This is a genomic window from Streptomyces sp. MspMP-M5 (assembly GCF_000373585.1).
Classification (GTDB): domain Bacteria; phylum Actinomycetota; class Actinomycetes; order Streptomycetales; family Streptomycetaceae; genus Streptomyces.
In genome coordinates this window covers 39,002-57,263 of the sequence record NZ_KB891901.1, presented here as the reverse complement: position 1 = coordinate 57,263, position 18,262 = coordinate 39,002, and the positions used below count along the sequence as shown (strand labels likewise).

Here is an 18,262-nt window from a genome sequence, read left to right as displayed (position 1 = left end):
CCGTTCCGTACGTCTTCACGGGCGCGACCCCCTCCCCCGGGGGCCGCGCCCGTCGGCTTCGGCCCACGAAAGCCCACCGGACACCCACCGGACGCCCCCGGGTACGCACCAGGACGGCCGTCGGGACCGCCCGGAACTGCCGCGCCGCCCCAAACCGAGCGCCCGCAGAGATGGCCGGAAAGCGCCCCCATACGGCGCGTTCCGCGCCACTTCGGCGGCCGCGGGAGCCCCACCCGGTTCCCGGGGGACCTTCGTCCCTCTCGCCGGGGCCGCTCGTCCGCCGCGAGTATGACGCCGCTCCGGCCCCTGTCCGTCCGAGGTATGACGCCCGGCGGGCTGTTACACAACCGACGGTTTTCCGTGCACTCGTTGAGGGGCCGACGCACATTACGCCGCAACACCCCCTCCGTAGCGTCATTCCCGTGCTGGAGATGACTGCCGGCACGGACAACGCGGGGAAACGAAAGCGGATCGGAGGCGTCGGGATGGCGACCAGCGGCGGCAAGGTACTGGACTTTGAAGAGTACGTGCGGACCCGGCAGGATGCCCTGCTGCGCAGCGCGCGGCGCCTGGTGCCGGACCCGGTCGACGCCCAGGACCTGCTGCAGACGGCCCTCGTCCGCACCTACGGCCGCTGGGACGGCATCGCGGACAAGTCGCTGGCCGACGCCTACCTCCGCCGCGTCATGATCAACACCCGCACCGAGTGGTGGCGCGCCCGCAAGCTGGAGGAGGTGCCCACCGAGCAGCTCCCGGACGCCAGCGTCGACGACGGCACCGAGCAGCGCGCCGACCGGGCCCTGCTGATGGACATCCTCGGCGTGCTCGCCCCCAAGCAGCGCAGCGTCGTCGTGCTGCGCCACTGGGAGCAGATGAGCACCGAGGAGACCGCGGCCGCGCTCGGCATGTCCACCGGCACCGTCAAAAGCACCCTGCACCGGGCCCTCGCCCGCCTCCGCCAGGAGCTGGAGAACCGCGACATAGACGCCCGCATCCTGGAGCGCGGGGAGCAGGAGCGGGAGCGGTGCGCGGCCTGACCGGCGGCGCGACACGGAGCACTTCCGCCGGCACGGCCGGCGACGTAACCAAGCCCACAGCCCGGCTCACAGCTCGGCGCGCGACAATCTCCTCAGGAGCAGCGCCCGGGCCCACGGCGGCAGCGGGAACGGCGGCTGTGCGAGCGGCACGGTGAGCGGGAGCGGATTGTCCAGATACAGGCTGACCAGAAGCCTGGCCAGAAGCGGGTTGAGCAGGGGCGGCGCGGCCACCGCGGGTGTGGCCGCCGTCGGCCTTTTGCTTGCCGGCTGCAATCCCGGTGGCGAGGGCATACGCAAGGAGGGCTCCGCGAGCCACACCCCCGCGCCCCGGGGCGCGGTGACGTCCGCGCCGGCGCCCGCGCCCAGCGCGCACTACAAGAAGGTCGACGCGGTCAAGCTGCTCTCCTCCGACCCGAAGGTGGGCGCGGACGTGAAGCGGGCCATCGCCAAGCCGTGCGCGGCCGACCAGTACCCGATCGAGGTGACCTACGCCTCACTGACCGGCAGCAAGGCCCCCGACGTGATCGTCAACGTCATGACCTGCGCGGATTCCGTCGGTCTCGGCGCGTACGTCTACCGCGAGCGGCCCGGCTCCGGGAGCGGGTATGACAACGTGTATGCGAACGAGCAGCCGTCGGTCTACGCCGGAGTGAGCAAGGGCGAGCTGGAGGTCTCCAAGCAGACCTACGCGGCGGGCGACAAGGTGTGCTGCCCCTCGGGGGAAGATGTCATGACGTACCACTGGGCGAACGACCACTTCACCGAGTACGACCGCTACCACACCGACTACAGCAGGACCGCCGTCGGCGGCACGCCGGACGCCGACGCCACGACCGGCGCCGACCCGGACACGACCACCGGCACCCCCGCCGACCCGACCACCGAGACCGCCGACGGAACCACGGCACCGGAGGGCTGAGAGAACCACATGGCCGACACCCACGTGCTCTTCGTCGAGGACGACGACGTCATCCGCGAGGCCACCCAGCTCGCACTGGAGCGGGACGGCTTCGTGGTCACCGCCATGCCCGACGGACTCGCGGGCCTGGAGGCGTTCCGCGCCAACCGCCCCGACATCGCGCTGCTCGACGTGATGGTCCCCGGGCTGGACGGCGTCAGCCTCTGCCGCCGCATCCGCGACGAGTCCACCGTCCCCGTGATCATGCTCTCCGCCCGCGCCGACTCGATCGACGTGGTGCTCGGGCTGGAGGCCGGCGCCGACGACTACGTCACCAAGCCGTTCGACGGTGCGGTGCTGGTCGCCCGGATCCGCGCCGTGCTGCGCCGCTTCGGCCACGCCAGCGGCCCGGACCGCGCCGGCGCCGGTGCGGCGGACGCCGACGACCTGGCGGAGGCCGTGCTGCGCTTCGGCGACCTGGAGGTCGACACCGAGGGCATGGAGGTCCGCAAGGGCGGCGAGAACGTCGCGCTGACGCCGACCGAGATGCGGCTGCTGCTGGAGTTCTCCACCGCGCCGAACACCGTCCTCTCCCGCGACCGGCTGCTGGAGCGGGTCTGGGACTACGGCTGGGGCGGTGACACCCGGGTCGTGGACGTCCACGTCCAGCGGCTGCGCGGCAAGATCGGCCAGGACCGGATCGAGACGGTCCGCGGCTTCGGTTACAAGCTGAGAGGCTGACACCTCCGGTGGTCAGACTGGCCCTGCGAACGGGCCTGAGATGGAAACTCAGCGCCGCGATCGCGCTCGTCGGGGCGCTGGTCGCGGTGGCGTTGAGCCTTGTCGTGCACAACGCCGCGCGGGTCTCCATGCTCGACAACAGCCGCGACGTCCAGATAGAGCGGCTCAACTTCACGCAGAAGATCTTCGAGTCGACCAACCGCCTCCAGTTCGGCGCGAAGATCGACGATCCGAGGCTGCCGAAGGATCTCCGCAAGGAGGTCGCCGAGGGCGAGAAGGCCACGTACCTGGAGGACACCGGGCAGACCGCACCCGACGTGTGGGCCGCTTCGCCGCTCGGCAACGGCCGGGTGCTGTCCCTCCACGACCGCTTCCCGGACCGTTTCGCCGTCCTCGACGACCTCGACCAGGCGCTGCTGATCGGCTCGACGGCCGTGGTCGTCGGCGGCTGCGCGCTGGGCGTCCTGGTGGGCGGGCGGCTCTCCAAGCGGCTGCGGAAGGCGGCCGCGGCGGCCGGGAAGCTGGCCGACGGCGACACCTCCGTCCGGATCCGCGACGAGGTCGGCGGCGGCCGGGTCCATGACGAGACGGACGATCTGGCGTGGGCGGTGGACGCCATGTCCGACGCCCTCCAGCAGCGCATCGAGGCCGAGCGGCGGGTCACGGCGGACATCGCGCACGAGTTGCGTACGCCCGTGACCGGGCTGCTGACGGCCGCCGAACTCCTGCCCCCCGGCCGGCCGTCCGAGCTGGTCCGCGACCGGGCCCAGGCGATGCGGACCCTCGTCGAGGACGTGCTGGAGGTGGCGCGGCTGGACGGCCACGCCGAGCGCGCCGAGCTCCAGGACGTTGCCCTCGGCGAGTTCGTCACGCGCCGGGTCCGCGCCCTCGATGCCGGCGTCACCGTCGAGGTCATCCGGGACGCCGAGGTCTCCACCGATCCGCGCCGCCTGGAACGCATCCTCGGCAACCTCATCGCGAACGCCTCCCGGCACGGCAAGCCGCCCATCGAGGTCACGGTGGAGGGCCGCGTCATCCGGGTCCGCGACCACGGCACCGGCTTCCCTGAGGCCCTGCTGCGCGAGGGCCCGAGCCGCTTCCGCACCGGCAGCAGCGACCGGGCCGGCGTCGGGCACGGCCTGGGGCTGACGATCGCCGTCGGCCAGGCGCGGGTGCTGGGCGCACGGTTGACGTTCCGCAACGCCGACGAGCTGACGGACGGGTCGACGGGCGCGGTCTCCGTGCTGTGGCTCCCGGAGAACGCGCCGACGTCGACCGGGAGCTTTCCGGTCATTCAGCTGCCGGATCGCTGAGGCTGCTGAGGGCTGCTGACGGGCCTCGTCACGGGTTCCGTCCGGTGGGGGCGGGCGTGGCCTGCGCCGTCGCCGACTCTCCCGCCACTTCGCACCAGACCGTCTTGCTGGCCTCCTCCTGCCGTACGCCCCACCTCAGCGCGACGGCGTCCAACAGCGCTATCCCGCGCCCGCCCTCGTCGTCCGCGGCGGCCCTGAGCAGTACGGGCATGGCCCGCGGGTCGGGGTCGATGACCTCGATCCGCATCCGCCCGTCCCCGGTCCGGCCGACGTGGACGGTGACGGGCGTGCCCTCGCCCACGTGCCGGATCACGTTGCCGACGAGTTCGCTGACGCACAGTTCGACCTCGCAGGTCGCCGCGGTGCCGAGATGCGCGCGCAGGGCCCGCCGCAGCAGCGGGACCTCCTTCGGTACGGCGAGCAGCCGTACGGTCATCACCGCGCCGCCGCCTTCCACAGCACCTCGGCCAGCTTGCGGGCGGTGGCCATGTTGCAGTTGCCGAGCGCGACGAGGGGTGGTGGATACACCCCTGCGAACGAAGGGAGTTCGATGCCGAGGGAAGGGAGCGTGATGCCGTGGACCTTCAGCGCGTCCCTGAGTTCCTCGGCGCATTCGTGCACGTCGTTCATGGTCCTTCACCTTCCAGTGGCGCATCGTGACGAAACGCTCACAGCGTGACGTGATCCGGCGTACCTTCGGAAGGGAATCGCGTTGCACTAGGGCAACCAGCAAGTAGTGGCGGTGAGTTATGCCCCCTCGTAAGGACCCTGACCCCTCGGCGAGCGTTCAGAGCTTCTACGGTGCTGAGTTGCGCTACCGCAGAGAGAAAGCCGGTCTCACTCTGGAGCAGCTGGCGGAAGGCGCCTTCCGCGGCATCTCCCTGCTCAGCCAGATCGAACGCGGCGAGCGCGGCATGCCGATGGATCTGGCCATCCACGTCGACAAGAAGCTCAACACGGACGGTTTCTTCCAACGCCGTTGTGAAGACGCGGCCAAGGCCCGGCGGTGCGGCCATCCCTCGTACTTCGCGGACATCCCTGATCTGGAGAAGCAGGCGACGACGATCGAGGAGTGGTCACCGTTCGTCATCCCCGGTCTGCTCCAGACCAAGGCGTACATGAAGAAGCTCTTCACGACGGCCAAACCTTGGGGCGACCCCCAAGAAGTCGAGGAAAAGGTCCGCGCACGAGTGAAGCGCGCAGAAATCTGGAAGCACAAGGAACGCCCCTACTGCTGGGCGATCCTCCGCGAAGACCTGATCCGCAGTCTGGTGCTCCCACCCTCGGAGATGGCCGAGCAGTTGGACCACATCCTCGACCTGATCCGCTCGACACAGAGCGTTCTGCAGATCATCCCCGCGTCGACTGCCGCTCACCCTCTCATGCACGGCGGCATGGCCAGCATCATGAACTTCGCCGATGCACCGCCTTTCGTCTGGGTCGAGAGCGAGTTCAGCGGTCAATCCATCGACTTTCCACCGCTCGTGACGGACTATCGGAGGTCGTACGATCTGCTCAGGGCCGCCGCACTGCCGCCTGAGGCGTCCCTGGCCATGATCGAGGAAGCGGCAAGGGGCTACAGAGATGACGCGCAGCAACAGGATTGACCTGAGCACTGCCACTTGGCGCAAGAGCAGCTACAGCAACGGTGACGGCGCGAACTGCATCGAGGTCGTGGACTCCCTCCCCGACGTCGTCCCGGTCCGCGACAGCAAGGCCCCCCACGGGCCGGCGCTCGTATTCCCCGCCACCAACTGGTCGGCGTTCGTGAGCGCCGTCAAGAACGGCCAACTGCCCAGCGCCTGAACGGGAAACGGCCCCTGGTGCACGTATCGCACGTGCACCAGGGGCCGTTCGCCGTCGCGGGCCAGCAGGCCGTCAGACGGCCTCCACGACCATCGGCCGCTCGGCCGAGGCGTCGGCCTCACCCGGCTTGGCGGCCGCCGGGCCGCTCCCCCGCAGCGGGACCTCCTTGAGGAACCACGCCGCGACGAAGCCGACGACGCTGATGATCGCGCCCCACAGGAACACCTGGTGCGCGCCGGACGCCACCGCGTGGGCGTACGCGTCCTTCACGACCGGCGGGAGGGACGGCAGCTTCTTCGGGTCCATCTGCGCGCCGGCGCTCATCTTGCCGGCGGCGGCGCCCAGGCGGGCGGTCATCGTCGACGTCACCTCGTTGGTGAAGAGCGCACCCAGGATCGCGACGCCGAACGAGCCGCCGATCGTCCGGAACAGGGTCGCCGAAGAGGAGCCGACGCCCATGTCCTTCATCTCGACGCTGTTCTGCGCGATCAGCATCGTGGTCTGCATCAGGAAGCCCATACCGGCGCCGAGTACGGCCATGTAGAGGCCGGAGGTGAGGCGCGTGGTGCCGACGTCCATCAGGGACAGCAGGGCCAGGCCGAGGGTGATCAGCGCGCCGCCGCCGGTGACGAAGATCTTGTACTTGCCGGACTGGGTGGTGACCCGGCCGGCGACCAGCGACACCGCCATCATCGACAGCAGCATCGGCAGGAGCAGCAGGCCGGAGTTGGTGGCCGAGGCGCCCTGGACGGTCTGCTGGAACAGCGGCAGGAAGGTCATCGAGCCGAACATCACGAAGCCGACCAGGAAGCCGATCACCGTGACGAGCGAGAAGTTGCCGTTCCGGAAGATCCGCAGCGGCAGGACCGGGTCGCTGACCTTGCGCTCGACGAGGACGAAGGCGACCAGCGCGACGAGGGCGAGCACGCCCAGGCCCACGATCTGCTTCGACAGCCAGTCGTACTCGGTGCCGCCCCAGGTGGTGAGCAGCACCAGCGAGGTGATGCCGATGGTCAGCAGGGCCGCGCCGGCGTAGTCGATCCGGGTCTGGGACCGCTTCTTCGGCAGGTGCAGCACGGCGGTGACCATGACCAGGGCGATCGCGCCGAGCGGGAGGTTGATGTAGAAGCTCCAGCGCCAGCCGAGGTGGTCGGTGATGGTGCCGCCGACCAGCGGTCCGCCGATCATCGCAATGGCCATGACGCCGGCCATCATGCCCTGGTACTTGCCGCGCTCCCGCGGCGGGACGAGGTCGCCGATGATGGCCATGACGCCCACCATCAGACCGCCCGCGCCCAGGCCCTGCACGGCGCGGAAGCCGATCAACTGGCCCATGTCCTGGGCCATTCCGGACAGTGCGGAGCCGATCAGGAAGAGCACGATGGACGTCAGGAAGACGCCCTTGCGGCCGTACATGTCGCCGAGCTTGCCCCAGATCGGCGTGGATGCCGCGGTGGCGAGCGTGTAGGCGGTGACGACCCAGGACAGGTGCTCCAGCCCGCCCAGTTCACCGACGATCGTCGGCATCGCGGTGCCGACGATCATGTTGTCCAGCATCGCGAGGAGCATCGCGATCATGAGCGCGAAGACCACCATCCGCACGCTGGCGGAGCCTCTGCCCGCGCTCTGCGCCGGCTCCGTTATGTCCCCCGTCGGGGCCGCTTTCCGCGACATCCCCTATCACTTCCCCATCGTTTCTTACTTACTTGCCGCCCGGCTAGTTCTGTACAGTGCAGAAGGTAAGCTAGCTACTAGCCGGGCGTCAAGTAAGTTTCTTGGCCGGGGGTGGATAGGTCCGTGACCAGCGGGGCAGCAGATGATTGCCGGGGAAACGGGCCGGCCGACCTCACACCGCGCCCCGCACCGACGCCGTCGTCACGCAGGAGAACAGCATGAGCAGCGCACCACAGCCGCGCCGGGGGAACACCCGCCAGCGCATCCAGGACGTCGCCCTGGAACTGTTCTCCGAACACGGCTATGAGAAGACCTCGCTCCGCGAGATCGCCGAGCGGCTCGACGTCACCAAGGCCGCGCTCTACTACCACTTCAAGACCAAAGAAGACATCGTCATCAGCCTCTTCGAGGACCTGGGACGACCCATCGACGAGCTGATCGCCTGGGCGCAGGAGCAGCCGCGCACCCTGGAGACCAAGCAGGAGATCATCCGGCGGTACCACGAGTCGCTGCGGTCCGCCGAGCCCCTTTTCCGCTTCATGCAGGAAAACCAGGCCACCGTACGGGAGCTGACCATCGGCCTGCGCTTCAAGGAGCGGATGCTGACCCTCTACGGCCTGCTCAAGGAGAACGACGCGGAGCTGGTGGACCAGGTGCGCTGCCTCACGGCGCTGTTCTCCATGCACGCGGGGATGTTCGCGATGCAGGACATGGAGGGCGACCCCGAGGAGAAGCGCGAGGCCATCCTCAGGGTCGCCACAGAGCTGGTCACGGCGGCCAACCCGCCGGGCCGCCGGCCAGCGCGGCCGGATTCGACTCAGACGGCGTCGTCGTGAGCCCGCAGGAATCCGGTCGGCTCGATGCCCGACCCGTAGTCGGGGCCGGTGCGGACCTCGAAGTGCAGGTGCGGGCCGGTGGAGTTGCCAGTGCTGCCGGACAGGCCGATCTGCTGGCCGGTGGAGACCTGCTGACCCACCTGGACCTGTATCTGTGACAGGTGCGCGTACTGGGTGTAGATCCCGTTCGCGTGCTTGATCACGATCGCGTTGCCGTAGGCCGGACCGTCGCCGCCGCCGTTCGGACCGGCCTTGACGACGGTGCCCTCGTGGACGGCGTGGACCTGGGTGCCGGTCGGCACGACGAAGTCCTGGCCGCTGTGCTTGTGCGCCCAGTGGCTGCCGGCGATGCCGAAGGGCTCGCCGAGGACGTACTTCTCGACCGGCTTCACCCAGGCGTCGGCCTTCTTCGCCGCGTCGGCCTTGGCCTTCGCCGCGGCCGCCTTGGCATCGGCGGCGGCCTTGGCCTGCGCGTCGGCCTGCGCGGCCACGGCCTTGCTCGCACCCGCGGTCAGGTGCAGCAGCCCGCCGTCGGCGGCGGTGGCGACACCGGCGCCCAGCGCGGCGGTGACACCCGCACCGGCGGCCACGACGGCCACCCGATGACGCAGCGCGTACTTACCGGCCTTGGCGGACTTCGCGGAATTCTTGGAATTGCGTATCGCGGCGAACTTCGACATGCGGGCTTTTCCTCCGGAGAGAAGTGAAAGGGGTTTCCCGGCTGCGGTCCGGGAGAGCCATTCCTTGGTAACCCGCCTCCGCCGCGCCGCCAAGGGCCGCTTTCTACTACCGGGGCGCGTAAGGAGAGCAGGGGTGCACGTGCTCGTCGCGTCGCTCGCTAGGGCCCGCCATGAAGGCTCTGACCTGCTGGTTCAGCCTCTCCGGGGCACTTCCGGCCACCCGAGGGAATTCCCCTACTCCCGCTAGTAGGACGCAAATACCTGTGCGCCATGTCACCATTATTCAAGCCCCTCAAGTGACCCGTGTTACACAATTCCCGCAGGGCGATGTGACCCGCGTTACGAGAAAAGCTGTGACCTGCGTTACGTAATTCGAAATGGCCGGACGGACGCGAATTCCGAAAACGCCTGACCGGGCCCCGCCCATCCCTCTAGCCTGATCCGGACCGCACCACAGACAGCAGAGCGCAGGCAGCCCCCGCCAGGGTTGCCGGGGCCAGGGGGGAACGGACCGCAGATGGACCCGTCAGCACTGGGTGCGCGGCTCGCGTCCAGCGTCGTCGCACCGCTCGTCAGGAAACTCTTCGTGCAGGAGGGCCCGGGCGCCGGCCTCGTCGACGCCCCGGTCCGGATCTCCGCCCTCGTCTCCTTCAGAGGCGAGCGGCGCACCCTCAGCGAGCAGGATCTCCACAAGCTCGCCGCCGAGCTGGTCCGCCGGGCCGTGCGGGCGGCGGCGCCCGGCGAGCGCCCGGTCTCCGAGGACGAGGAGCCCGCGGTGGCCGCCGCCCTGGCCACCACCCTCGCCGCCCTCGGCACCCTCGCGATGGCGGACATCCAGGCCGTCCACCTGGGCCCCGCCGCCCTCGCCGACCAACTCCGCGCGGCCGCCCCTCAGTCGACCCGCGAGCTCTCCCGGGACGCCGAACTCCTCCACCACACCCTTCTCACCACCGCCTGCCTGCACGTCATCCACTTCTTCACCCAGCGCTCCACCTTCGTCGCGCGCACCCTCGTCCAGCAGAGCCGCACCCTGGACACCCTGGTCACGAAGATCGACACCTTCCTCGCGGACCACCCCTCCCCCCGCGCCGCCGACCTCGCCTTCGAGCACACCTATCTCGCCCATCTCGCCCGCAAGCACGGCCGGTTGACGATCTACGGCATCGACCTGCACAACTCCCCGGACCGCTGGCCCCTCGACGCCGCCTACATGAGCCTCCAGGCGGCCGGCCCGGGCCGCGCCGAGGACCCGTTCGAGGACCTGCCGCCGCGTGCGCCCGTCCCGGCCGACCAGGCCCTCGCCGGACGCGACCACGTCCTGCTCCGCGGCGTCGCCGGCTCCGGCAAGAGCACCCTCGTCCAGTGGCTCGCCGTCTCCTGCACCAAACCCCTCGGCACCACCGCCCTCCCCCACCTCTACGGCCGCATCCCCTTCGTCCTCCCGCTGCGCACCCTCACCCGCGCCGGCGCCGCCCTGCCCACCCCGGACCGCTTCCTCGCGGCCACCGGCTGCCCGGTCTCCGGCACCCAGCCCACCGGCTGGGCCGACCGCGTCCTGACCGCCGGCCGCGCGCTCCTCCTCGTCGACGGCCTGGACGAGATCCCGGAACGCGAGCGCGAGGCCACCCGCCGCTGGCTGCGCGACCTCCTCGACGCCTTCCCCGGCAACCTCTGGCTGGCCACCACCCGCCCCTCCGCGGTCCGCGACGACTGGCTCGCCCCCGAAGGCTTCGACGAACTGACCCTCTCCCCCATGAGCCGCGACGAGGTCGCCGCGTTCATCGCCCGCTGGCACCGCGCCGCCCGCCACGACGCCGACGACCCCGACCGTCTGGACGCCTACGAGCAGTCCCTGCTGACCGCCGTCCGCACCAAGCCCGACCTCGGCCGCCTCGCCACCAACCCCCTGATGTGCGGCCTGATCTGCGCCCTGCACCGCGACCGCCGCGGCTACCTCCCGCACGGCCGCAAGGAGCTCTACGACGCCGCCCTGAGCATGCTGCTCTCCCGCCGCGACCGGGAACGCGACATGCGCGGCCCGGACGGCATCGAGCTGGCCGACGAACCGCAGATCCAGCTCCTGCAGCGCCTCGCCTACTGGCTGATCCGCAACGGCCGCACCGAACTCGACCGCGACCGCGCCGAACGCATCCTGGCCGACATCCTCCCGGCCGTCCCCGCCGCGGCCTCCCAGGGCCCCGCCCCGGCCGTCTTCCGCCACCTCCTCCACCGCAGCGGCCTCCTGCGCGAACCGGCCCCCGGCACCGTGGACTTCATCCACCGCACCTTCCAGGACTACCTGGGCGCCAAGGCCGCCGTGGAGGAGGGCGACTTCGGCCTGCTGGTCCAGCACGCCGGCGAGTCCCAGTGGGAGGACGTGATCCGCATGGCCGTGGCCCATGCCAGGCCGCGTGAACGGGCGGAATTCCTACGGGAGTTGGTTGCTAAGGGTGACGGAATCAAAGAACCAGGTGTGCGCCTCCGCGTCCACGTGCTCGCCATGGCGTGCCTGGAGCATGCGACGGAGCTGGACCCCGGCGTGCGTGAGGAGGTCAACGTCCGCGTACGAGAGGTCTTGCCGCCTCGCACCCGTGGCGAGTCGACACTGCTCGCACAGGTGGGGCCGATCGTCCTGGAACTCCTCCCCGGCCCGGACGGCCTGGAGAACGACGAGGCACAAGAAGTGGTGGCCACCGCCGCCGCCATCGGTTCCGACGCGGCACTGGAATGCATCAAGCGCTTTCGCAGCCACCCCGACTTCAATGTCCGGAATCGTCTGGGCACTCACTGGTCGGCATTCGAAGCCAGCCGCTATGCCGAGGAGATCATCCAGCACATCGGTACCGACGTGATCGTCACCGTCAACAGCACTGCCGAACTACGTGCCCTGAAGGCCCTCGGTGGCCGTCCCCGCACGACCATGAACGGCTCTTTCACTGCCCGGGAACTTCGCGACGGCCTGCACCCGGCACAGCTCACCCATCTTGCGCTCACCAACAACCCGGAGATCAGCGATCTCGCGTTCCTCAAGGACTTCCCCGCGCTGAAATCACTCACCCTCCAAGACTGCCCTGCCGTAGAAAGCCTCGCCCCGCTCAGGGACCTACGCCTGGACTCGCTGGGCATCAGCGGGGACGTCAACGTCGTACGCACCCCACGCGGACTCGACGGCCTCACTCACCTGCATTCCCTGTCCCTCCTCGCGCCGCTCCCACCGGAGGGCTTGGACGCTTTCCCCCTGCATGCCCCGCTGCAGCTCCTCACCCTGGGGCAACGCATTCGCCCGGACTTCGCTCGCCTCGCGTCCTGGCCACTGCGCAGCCTGCAACTACAACGCCTCACGAACGAATCCGCCGAGGAGAAATGGCGCACCCTCGCCGGCCTCCCCGGCCTGAAGTTCTTCTCCTTCGGCCTGGCAGAGGGGGAGGCCGCCCTGCGCATTGCCCCTGGCCAGGAGCTTCCCCAGGTGGAAACCCTTAGTCTCGTCAACACGGGACGCCGCCCCGCCACGGAATTCGGCGCACTGCTGCGCACCGCTCTCCCGGCTTTCCCCAGCATCCGCAAGCTCCAGCTCTACGGCCTGATCGGCGGCCAGATCGACCTCTCCCCCGTGGAGACCCTCCCTGCCCTCCAGAGCCTCTTTCTCTCCAACCTGGCCCCGTCCCCCGACCACCCCCTCCCGCCCCACCTCAACACCACCCTCTTCCCCCGCCCCCGCGCATAAGAGGGCGCAGGACGCACACAAAACCGCCCCGGAACCGTCGATCGAACGGTTCCGGGGCGGCTGCGTGTCTCAGATACGGACTACGCGTCCTTGCTCAGGTTGGGACCCGACCCGCCCGTCGCGGACTCCACCGGCGGGGCGCTCGGCACCGCCGACTTCTCCTCGCCGCGGAAGGTGAACTTGGCGGACTCGCCCTCGCCCTCCACGTCGACGACGACGATGTGGCCCGGACGCAGCTCGTTGAAGAGGATCTTCTCCGAGAGGGCGTCCTCGATCTCGCGCTGGATCGTGCGGCGCAGCGGACGGGCGCCGAGCACCGGGTCGTACCCGCGCTTGGCCAGCAGCGACTTGGCCTCGCTGCTGAGCTCGATGCCCATGTCGCGGTCCTTGAGCCGCTCGTCCACCTTGGCGATCATCAGGTCGACGATCTGGATGATGTCTTCCTCCGACAGCTGGTGGAAGACCACGGTGTCGTCGACACGGTTGAGGAACTCGGGCCGGAAGTGCTGCTTGAGCTCTTCGTTGACCTTGGCCTTCATCCGCTCGTAGCCGGTCTTGACGTCGCCCTGGGCGGCGAAGCCCAGGTTGAAGCCCTTGGAGATGTCCCGGGTGCCGAGGTTGGTGGTCATGATGATGACCGTGTTCTTGAAGTCCACGACCCGGCCCTGGGAATCGGTCAGGCGACCGTCCTCCAGGATCTGCAGCAGCGAGTTGAAGATGTCCGGGTGGGCCTTCTCGACCTCGTCGAAGAGGACGACGGAGAACGGCTTGCGGCGGACCTTCTCGGTCAGCTGGCCGCCCTCTTCGTAGCCCACGTAGCCAGGGGGCGAACCGAAGAGCCGCGACACCGTGTGCTTCTCGCTGAACTCCGACATGTCGAGGGAGATCAGCGCGTCCTCGTCGCCGAAGAGGAACTCGGCGAGGGTCTTGGACAGCTCGGTCTTACCGACACCGGACGGGCCGGCGAAGATGAACGAGCCACCGGGACGCTTGGGGTCCTTCAGACCCGCGCGGGTGCGGCGGATGGCCTGCGAGAGCGCCTTGATGGCGTCCTTCTGGCCGATGACGCGCTTGTGCAGCTCGTCTTCCATCCGCAGGAGCCGGCTGGACTCCTCCTCGGTGAGCTTGAAGACCGGGATGCCGGTGGCCGTGGCCAGGACCTCGGCGATCAGCTCCTCGTCGACCTCGGCGACGACGTCCATGTCGCCGGCCTTCCACTCCTTCTCCCGCTTCGCCTTCGCGGCCAGGAGCTGCTTCTCCTTGTCGCGCAGGCCGGCGGCCATCTCGAAGTCCTGCGAGTCGATCGCGGACTCCTTCTCGCGGCGGACGTCGGCGATCTTCTCGTCGAACTCGCGCAGGTCCGGCGGCGCGGTCATCCGGCGGATCCGCATCCGGGAACCGGCCTCGTCGATCAGGTCGATCGCCTTGTCCGGCAGGAAGCGGTCGGAGATGTAGCGGTCGGCCAGGGTGGCCGCGGCGACCAGCGCGGCGTCCGTGATGGACACCCGGTGGTGCGCCTCGTAGCGGTCCCGCAGGCCCTTGAGGATCTCGATGGTGTGCGGCAGCGACGGCTCGGCGACCTGGATCGGCTGGAAGCGGCGCTCCAGGGCCGCGTCCTTCTCCAGGTGCTTGCGGTACTCGTCGAGCGTCGTGGCACCGATGGTCTGCAGCTCGCCGCGGGCCAGCATGGGCTTGAGGATGCTGGCCGCGTCGATGGCGCCCTCGGCGGCGCCCGCGCCGACCAGGGTGTGCAGCTCGTCGATGAACAGGATGATGTCGCCGCGGGTGCGGATCTCCTTGAGGACCTTCTTCAGGCGCTCCTCGAAGTCACCGCGGTAGCGGGAGCCGGCGACCAGCGCACCCAGGTCGAGGGTGTAGAGGTGCTTGTCCTTGAGGGTCTCGGGCACCTCGCCCTTGACGATGGCCTGGGCCAGGCCCTCGACGACCGCCGTCTTGCCGACGCCGGGCTCGCCGATGAGGACCGGGTTGTTCTTGGTGCGGCGGGACAGCACCTGCATGACCCGCTCGATTTCCTTCTCGCGCCCGATGACCGGGTCGAGCTTGGTCTCCCGGGCGGCCTGCGTGAGGTTGCGGCCGAACTGGTCCAGGACGAGGGAGGTCGAGGGCGTGCCCTCGGCGGGGCCGCCGGCGGTGGCGGCCTCCTTGCCCTGGTAGCCGGAGAGCAGCTGGATGACCTGCTGCCGCACTCGGTTCAGATCGGCGCCCAGCTTCACGAGGACCTGGGCGGCGACGCCCTCGCCCTCGCGGATCAGGCCGAGCAGGATGTGCTCGGTGCCGATGTAGTTGTGGCCGAGCTGGAGGGCCTCGCGGAGCGACAGCTCCAGGACCTTCTTGGCACGGGGCGTGAAGGGGATGTGGCCGGACGGGGCCTGCTGGCCCTGGCCGATGATCTCCTCCACCTGCTGGCGGACCGCCTCGAGCGAAATGCCGAGGCTCTCCAGGGCCTTAGCGGCGACACCCTCACCCTCGTGGATCAGACCCAGGAGGATGTGTTCGGTGCCGATGTAGTTGTGGTTGAGCATCCGGGCTTCTTCCTGAGCCAGGACGACAACCCGCCGCGCACGGTCGGTGAACCTCTCGAACATCGTTAATCGCTCCTCAGAGCGGTCAGGCAGTAAGGGGTCGGTCCCCTCCCTGTCCTTCCGCATGCTAGTCCCGCAGGGCGGGACAGCTCATTCCAACTGCCGACACCCGTCCGGATCACCCCGCTCCGACGGGGAAATTTACTGCCGAACAGCTGACATCTGCTCCAACTCGATGGTGCGAGACGATGTTCCCGCAGGCCAGGCATATACGCATGCCGCCACTACGCCCGTGGCGAACGCGAGCCTTGCCGACACACCGCCCGCCGCCGGCCGAAGGCGGCGGCGAACTGCCGAGGGCGCCGGTCACAGCGTCTCTTCCCACTGAGACTGTCTTACCCGCCGCCACTGACACTCCATGCGGCGCGGCCCTTTTCCCTCCGCTACGGGCGAACACCCGCACCTCGCGGAATGCCTCCACACACCCTCCGCTATATACGGAACGCAACTCTCTGCCCACCCTCCGTAACCTTCCATGGGGGCGGCAGTTGCACCGGACATGGCCCGCGCACTCCCGCGACCCCGCTCCCCCTTCTCCGCCGTCCGCCGGTGGTACGAGGACGAGCTCGGCTGGCCGACCACCGGCACGGAGCCGGTGGAGCTGCTCACGGGGCTGCGCTTCGACGTCCTGGAGATGCCCGCGGACGCGGGGCGTGCGGTGCTGCGGCGGATGCCGTGCACCGGCCCGGTCGCGCTGCTGCGGTCCGCACCGGGCGGGAAACGGGCGGCGGATCGGCCGAAACTGCTCCTGCTGATCGCGGCCGGTGGCGCGGAGGAGCTGCCGGAAATCCTGGAATGGCTGGAGTGGGGCACGCTCGCGGGGGATCTCACGGCCCGCGGGGCCGGGGGCCGGATGCCTGCACCGGCGCCGCCCTCAGGGGGCCCGGCGGCCGGCGGCTGCGGCGCGCGGGAGGCCGCGGGATGGGTGCGGCCTCCCCGGCCTGGGTACGAGGCGGAAAATCGCCTGCCCACCACGGGGTTCGGGACAGGAATCGGGGACGGTGGGGGCGCCCCCGACCTCGTACGGCTCGTGAGCGCGGCGGCCACTGAGTGCCTCCGGGCCCGGTTGGTGCGTGCTCGTAATCGCCAATCGGATCGCGCGTACGGCGATCAGCCGTTGGCCTTCTCGAATGCCTCGCGAATGTCGGCGGGGACGCGGCCACGGTCATTCACGTTGTAGCCGTTCTCCTTCGCCCAGGCACGGATCTTCGCGGTGTCCGGGGAGCCGGCGGACGCCGCACGGGCCTTGCCGCGGCCGGCGGAACGGCCACCGGTCTTGCGGCCGGCCTTCACGAAGTCGGCCAGCGACTCGCGCAGCTTGTCCGCGTTGGCGTCGGAGAGGTCGATCTCGTAGGACTTACCGTCGAGAGCGAACGTGACGGTCTCGTGGGCCTCGCCACCGTCGAGGTCGTCGACAAGAAGAACCTGAACCTTCTGTGCCACCAGGATTCCCTTTCATCGAATGTGGATTACGACGGAAAGCAAACCGCTTTTCCGGGAAAAACACAAACCCTTGGGTAGGGTTCACTTGCCCACAGAGCGGGGAACGCATGCTTCCGCAGCCATGAGATAGGGGAGCGATTCGGACATAGAACGCTGATCACAGGTGCAGAAGCATGCGGCTGTTGCCCAGGGTGTTGGGCTTCACTCGTTCGAGGCCCAGGAACTCCGCAACGCCCTCGTCATAGGAACGCAGCAGTTCGCTGTAGACATCCCCGTCTACGGGAGTCTCGCCGATCTCCACGAAGCCGTGCTTGGCGAAGAAGTCGACTTCGAAGGTGAGGCAGAAAATTCGCCGCACTCCCAGCCACCGCGCGGTGGCGACCAGCTTGTCCAGGACCTGGTGGCCGACCCCGGTGCCCAGCACCCTCCGGTCCACCGCCAGGGTACGGACCTCGGCCAGGTCCTCCCACATGACGTGCAGTGCTCCGCAGCCGACGACCTCGGCGTCGGCGTCCCGCTCGGCCACCCAGAACTCCTGGATGTCCTCGTAAAGCGTGACGGTCGCTTTGTCGAGCAGGATCCCGTCGCGCACGTAGGCGTCGATGAGGCGACGTACGGCCGGTACATCGCTGGTCCGGGCCCGGCGGACGGTGAGCCCTTTTGAATGCGCTGGCATGCCCGGACGCTATCGCCCCTTGCCGCCGGCCCCCGCTCCGGGTTCATCTCCTTCGCCGGCCGGCGCTTCCTCGGCGGCTTCCGGCTGTTCTTCCCGGGCGCCTTCCCGGGCCGCCGGCTGTTCTTCCTCTGCGTCGGCGGGATCGTCGACCTGCACCATCCGCACGGCATCGCGGAGCGCATGCCGCTGTTCCGGCGACATCATGCCGAAGAAGGCCACCAGCGCGGCCGCGGGGTTGTCACTGGCGGACCACGCTTCGTTCATCAGTGCGGCCGAGTAGGCGGCGCGAGTGGAGACCGCCTCATATCGATAGGCGCGGCCTTCGGCTTCGCGGCGCACCCAGCCCTTCTGATGGAGGTTGTCCAATACGGTCATGACGGTGGTGTAGGCGATCGACCGTTCCTTCTGGAGATCCTCCAGAACTTCTCGAACGGTGACCGGGCGGTTCCACTCCCACACCCGCGTCATCACCGCGTCTTCCAGATCACCCAAGCGTCTCGGCACACAAGAAGAATAGTGGGAGATGTCGCGAATGCCGGTTGATCTCGTTGCGTTTGGTCCGGAAAAAGGAAGTACGGCCCGGGACGGGCAATCCCGGGCCGTACTGTGCGGGTGGTCCGCCGGAAATGGCGGAGGTTCAGGCGCCGAAGGGCTTGGGGTCCCGTCCGGCGGCCTCGGCGCGGGCGAACGCCTCGTCGACGGCCGCGTCCTCCTTCGACTTGTTCTGGCCGCCCTGGCTCTTGACCATCGTGACGATCAGGCAGGTGAAGGCAACGGCCATCACTACGGGCGGGAGCAGCGCGGCGACGTAATCCATGGCATGGGCCTCCT

Annotated in this window: 18 protein-coding genes; 9 read left to right on the top strand and 9 right to left on the bottom strand. The window is 69.2% G+C overall.

The window, feature by feature from the left end:
* Positions 1-485 precede the first annotated feature (485 nt).
* From B073_RS0123005 to cseC, 4 genes are all read left to right on the top strand, one after another.
* Entirely contained in the window at positions 486-1,037 is a 552-nt protein-coding gene (locus B073_RS0123005) for a SigE family RNA polymerase sigma factor (protein ID WP_018540435.1), read from the top strand.
* Positions 1,038-1,245: 208 nt separating this feature from the next.
* The gene (locus tag B073_RS0122995) at positions 1,246-1,956 is read left to right on the top strand and encodes a hypothetical protein (protein WP_018540433.1); all 711 of its coding nucleotides are present in this window, start codon (positions 1,246-1,248) and stop codon (positions 1,954-1,956) included.
* Positions 1,957-1,965: 9 nt separating this feature from the next.
* A complete protein-coding gene (gene cseB, locus B073_RS0122990; protein WP_018540432.1) occupies positions 1,966-2,676 on the top strand; it encodes a two-component system response regulator CseB in 711 nt (236 codons plus the stop codon).
* 8 nt (positions 2,677-2,684) lie between these two features.
* The gene (cseC, locus tag B073_RS0122985; RefSeq protein WP_018540431.1) at positions 2,685-3,989 is read left to right on the top strand and encodes a two-component system sensor histidine kinase CseC; all 1,305 of its coding nucleotides are present in this window, start codon (positions 2,685-2,687) and stop codon (positions 3,987-3,989) included.
* 28 nt (positions 3,990-4,017) lie between these two features.
* Here the strand turns inward: cseC and B073_RS0122980 are convergent, their stop codons facing one another.
* Both B073_RS0122980 and B073_RS0122975 read right to left on the bottom strand, forming a co-directional pair.
* Complete coding sequence (locus B073_RS0122980) at positions 4,018-4,425, bottom strand: ATP-binding protein (protein ID WP_037812434.1); 408 nt, start codon at positions 4,423-4,425, stop codon at positions 4,018-4,020.
* Positions 4,425-4,619 carry a hypothetical protein gene (locus B073_RS0122975; protein WP_018540429.1) on the bottom strand — a complete coding sequence of 65 codons (195 nt, stop codon included), beginning with the start codon at positions 4,617-4,619 and terminating at the stop codon, positions 4,425-4,427. The genes B073_RS0122980 and B073_RS0122975 overlap by 1 nt, the downstream gene beginning before the upstream one ends.
* A 119-nt stretch (positions 4,620-4,738) precedes the next feature.
* Between B073_RS0122975 and B073_RS0122970 the strand changes: the two genes are divergently transcribed.
* Together B073_RS0122970 and B073_RS0122965 are read left to right on the top strand one after the other, a co-directional pair.
* Positions 4,739-5,596: a helix-turn-helix domain-containing protein gene (locus B073_RS0122970; protein ID WP_018540428.1), complete on the top strand. Its 858-nt coding sequence runs from the start codon at positions 4,739-4,741 to the stop codon at positions 5,594-5,596.
* Entirely contained in the window at positions 5,574-5,795 is a 222-nt protein-coding gene (locus B073_RS0122965; protein WP_018540427.1) for a DUF397 domain-containing protein, read from the top strand. The genes B073_RS0122970 and B073_RS0122965 overlap by 23 nt, the downstream gene beginning before the upstream one ends.
* A 72-nt stretch (positions 5,796-5,867) precedes the next feature.
* On the opposite strand, the gene B073_RS0122960 is transcribed toward B073_RS0122965, so the two are convergent.
* Positions 5,868-7,391, bottom strand: a complete 1,524-nt coding sequence (locus B073_RS0122960) for an MDR family MFS transporter (protein WP_037812430.1) — start codon at positions 7,389-7,391, stop codon at positions 5,868-5,870.
* A 296-nt stretch (positions 7,392-7,687) separates the two neighbouring features.
* On the opposite strand from B073_RS0122960, the gene B073_RS0122955 reads away from it, so the two are divergent.
* Positions 7,688-8,305, top strand: coding sequence for a TetR/AcrR family transcriptional regulator (locus tag B073_RS0122955; RefSeq protein ID WP_018540425.1), 618 nt, complete (start codon positions 7,688-7,690; stop codon positions 8,303-8,305).
* Here B073_RS0122955 and B073_RS0122950 read toward each other — a convergent pair.
* Positions 8,287-8,985, bottom strand: a complete 699-nt coding sequence (locus tag B073_RS0122950; protein ID WP_018540424.1) for a M23 family metallopeptidase — start codon at positions 8,983-8,985, stop codon at positions 8,287-8,289. The genes B073_RS0122955 and B073_RS0122950 overlap by 19 nt on opposite strands.
* 517 nt (positions 8,986-9,502) lie before the next feature.
* On the opposite strand from B073_RS0122950, the gene B073_RS0122945 reads away from it, so the two are divergent.
* Positions 9,503-12,709 (top strand): NACHT domain-containing protein, encoded by a 3,207-nt coding sequence (locus tag B073_RS0122945; protein WP_018540423.1) that lies wholly within the window; start codon positions 9,503-9,505, stop codon positions 12,707-12,709.
* A gap of 80 nt (positions 12,710-12,789) precedes the next feature.
* On the opposite strand, the gene B073_RS0122940 is transcribed toward B073_RS0122945, so the two are convergent.
* Positions 12,790-15,315, bottom strand: coding sequence for an ATP-dependent Clp protease ATP-binding subunit (locus B073_RS0122940; protein WP_018540422.1), 2,526 nt, complete (start codon positions 15,313-15,315; stop codon positions 12,790-12,792).
* A 496-nt stretch (positions 15,316-15,811) separates the two neighbouring features.
* Here B073_RS0122940 and B073_RS48050 point away from each other — a divergent pair, with 496 nt between their 5' ends.
* Entirely contained in the window at positions 15,812-16,492 is a 681-nt protein-coding gene (locus B073_RS48050) for an SCO3374 family protein (protein ID WP_078508132.1), read from the top strand.
* Here the strand turns inward: B073_RS48050 and B073_RS0122935 are convergent.
* From B073_RS0122935 to B073_RS0122920, 4 genes are all read right to left on the bottom strand, one after another.
* Positions 16,423-16,755, bottom strand: a complete 333-nt coding sequence (locus B073_RS0122935) for a histone-like nucleoid-structuring protein Lsr2 (protein ID WP_018540421.1) — start codon at positions 16,753-16,755, stop codon at positions 16,423-16,425. The genes B073_RS48050 and B073_RS0122935 overlap by 70 nt on opposite strands.
* Before the next feature lie 157 nt (positions 16,756-16,912).
* Positions 16,913-17,431 (bottom strand): amino-acid N-acetyltransferase, encoded by a 519-nt coding sequence (locus tag B073_RS0122930; RefSeq protein WP_037812412.1) that lies wholly within the window; start codon positions 17,429-17,431, stop codon positions 16,913-16,915.
* A gap of 9 nt (positions 17,432-17,440) precedes the next feature.
* A complete protein-coding gene (locus tag B073_RS0122925) occupies positions 17,441-17,899 on the bottom strand; it encodes a BlaI/MecI/CopY family transcriptional regulator (RefSeq protein ID WP_018540419.1) in 459 nt (152 codons plus the stop codon).
* 169 nt (positions 17,900-18,068) lie between these two features.
* Positions 18,069-18,248 carry a hypothetical protein gene (locus B073_RS0122920; RefSeq protein WP_018540418.1) on the bottom strand — a complete coding sequence of 60 codons (180 nt, stop codon included), beginning with the start codon at positions 18,246-18,248 and terminating at the stop codon, positions 18,069-18,071.
* Between the last annotated feature and the right edge of the window lie 14 nt (positions 18,249-18,262).

Bases quoted from the DNA above. Each gene is read 5' to 3' on its own strand.
- B073_RS0123005 (WP_018540435.1), top strand. From the start codon at position 486: ATGGCGACCAGCGGCGGCAAGGTACTGGACTTTGAAGAGTACGTGCGG.
- cseB (WP_018540432.1), top strand. From the start codon at position 1,966: ATGGCCGACACCCACGTGCTCTTCGTCGAGGACGACGACGTCATCCGC.
- B073_RS0122980 (WP_037812434.1), bottom strand. From the start codon at position 4,425: ATGACCGTACGGCTGCTCGCCGTACCGAAGGAGGTCCCGCTGCTGCGG.
- B073_RS0122975 (WP_018540429.1), bottom strand. From the start codon at position 4,619: ATGAACGACGTGCACGAATGCGCCGAGGAACTCAGGGACGCGCTGAAG.
- B073_RS0122970 (WP_018540428.1), top strand. From the start codon at position 4,739: ATGCCCCCTCGTAAGGACCCTGACCCCTCGGCGAGCGTTCAGAGCTTC.
- B073_RS0122965 (WP_018540427.1), top strand. From the start codon at position 5,574: ATGACGCGCAGCAACAGGATTGACCTGAGCACTGCCACTTGGCGCAAG.
- B073_RS0122960 (WP_037812430.1), bottom strand. From the start codon at position 7,391: ATGGTGGTCTTCGCGCTCATGATCGCGATGCTCCTCGCGATGCTGGAC.
- B073_RS0122955 (WP_018540425.1), top strand. From the start codon at position 7,688: ATGAGCAGCGCACCACAGCCGCGCCGGGGGAACACCCGCCAGCGCATC.
- B073_RS0122950 (WP_018540424.1), bottom strand. From the start codon at position 8,985: ATGTCGAAGTTCGCCGCGATACGCAATTCCAAGAATTCCGCGAAGTCC.
- B073_RS0122945 (WP_018540423.1), top strand. From the start codon at position 9,503: ATGGACCCGTCAGCACTGGGTGCGCGGCTCGCGTCCAGCGTCGTCGCA.
- B073_RS0122940 (WP_018540422.1), bottom strand. From the start codon at position 15,315: ATGTTCGAGAGGTTCACCGACCGTGCGCGGCGGGTTGTCGTCCTGGCT.
- B073_RS48050 (WP_078508132.1), top strand. From the start codon at position 15,812: ATGGCCCGCGCACTCCCGCGACCCCGCTCCCCCTTCTCCGCCGTCCGC.
- B073_RS0122930 (WP_037812412.1), bottom strand. From the start codon at position 17,431: ATGCCAGCGCATTCAAAAGGGCTCACCGTCCGCCGGGCCCGGACCAGC.
- B073_RS0122925 (WP_018540419.1), bottom strand. From the start codon at position 17,899: ATGACGCGGGTGTGGGAGTGGAACCGCCCGGTCACCGTTCGAGAAGTT.
- B073_RS0122920 (WP_018540418.1), bottom strand. From the start codon at position 18,248: ATGGATTACGTCGCCGCGCTGCTCCCGCCCGTAGTGATGGCCGTTGCC.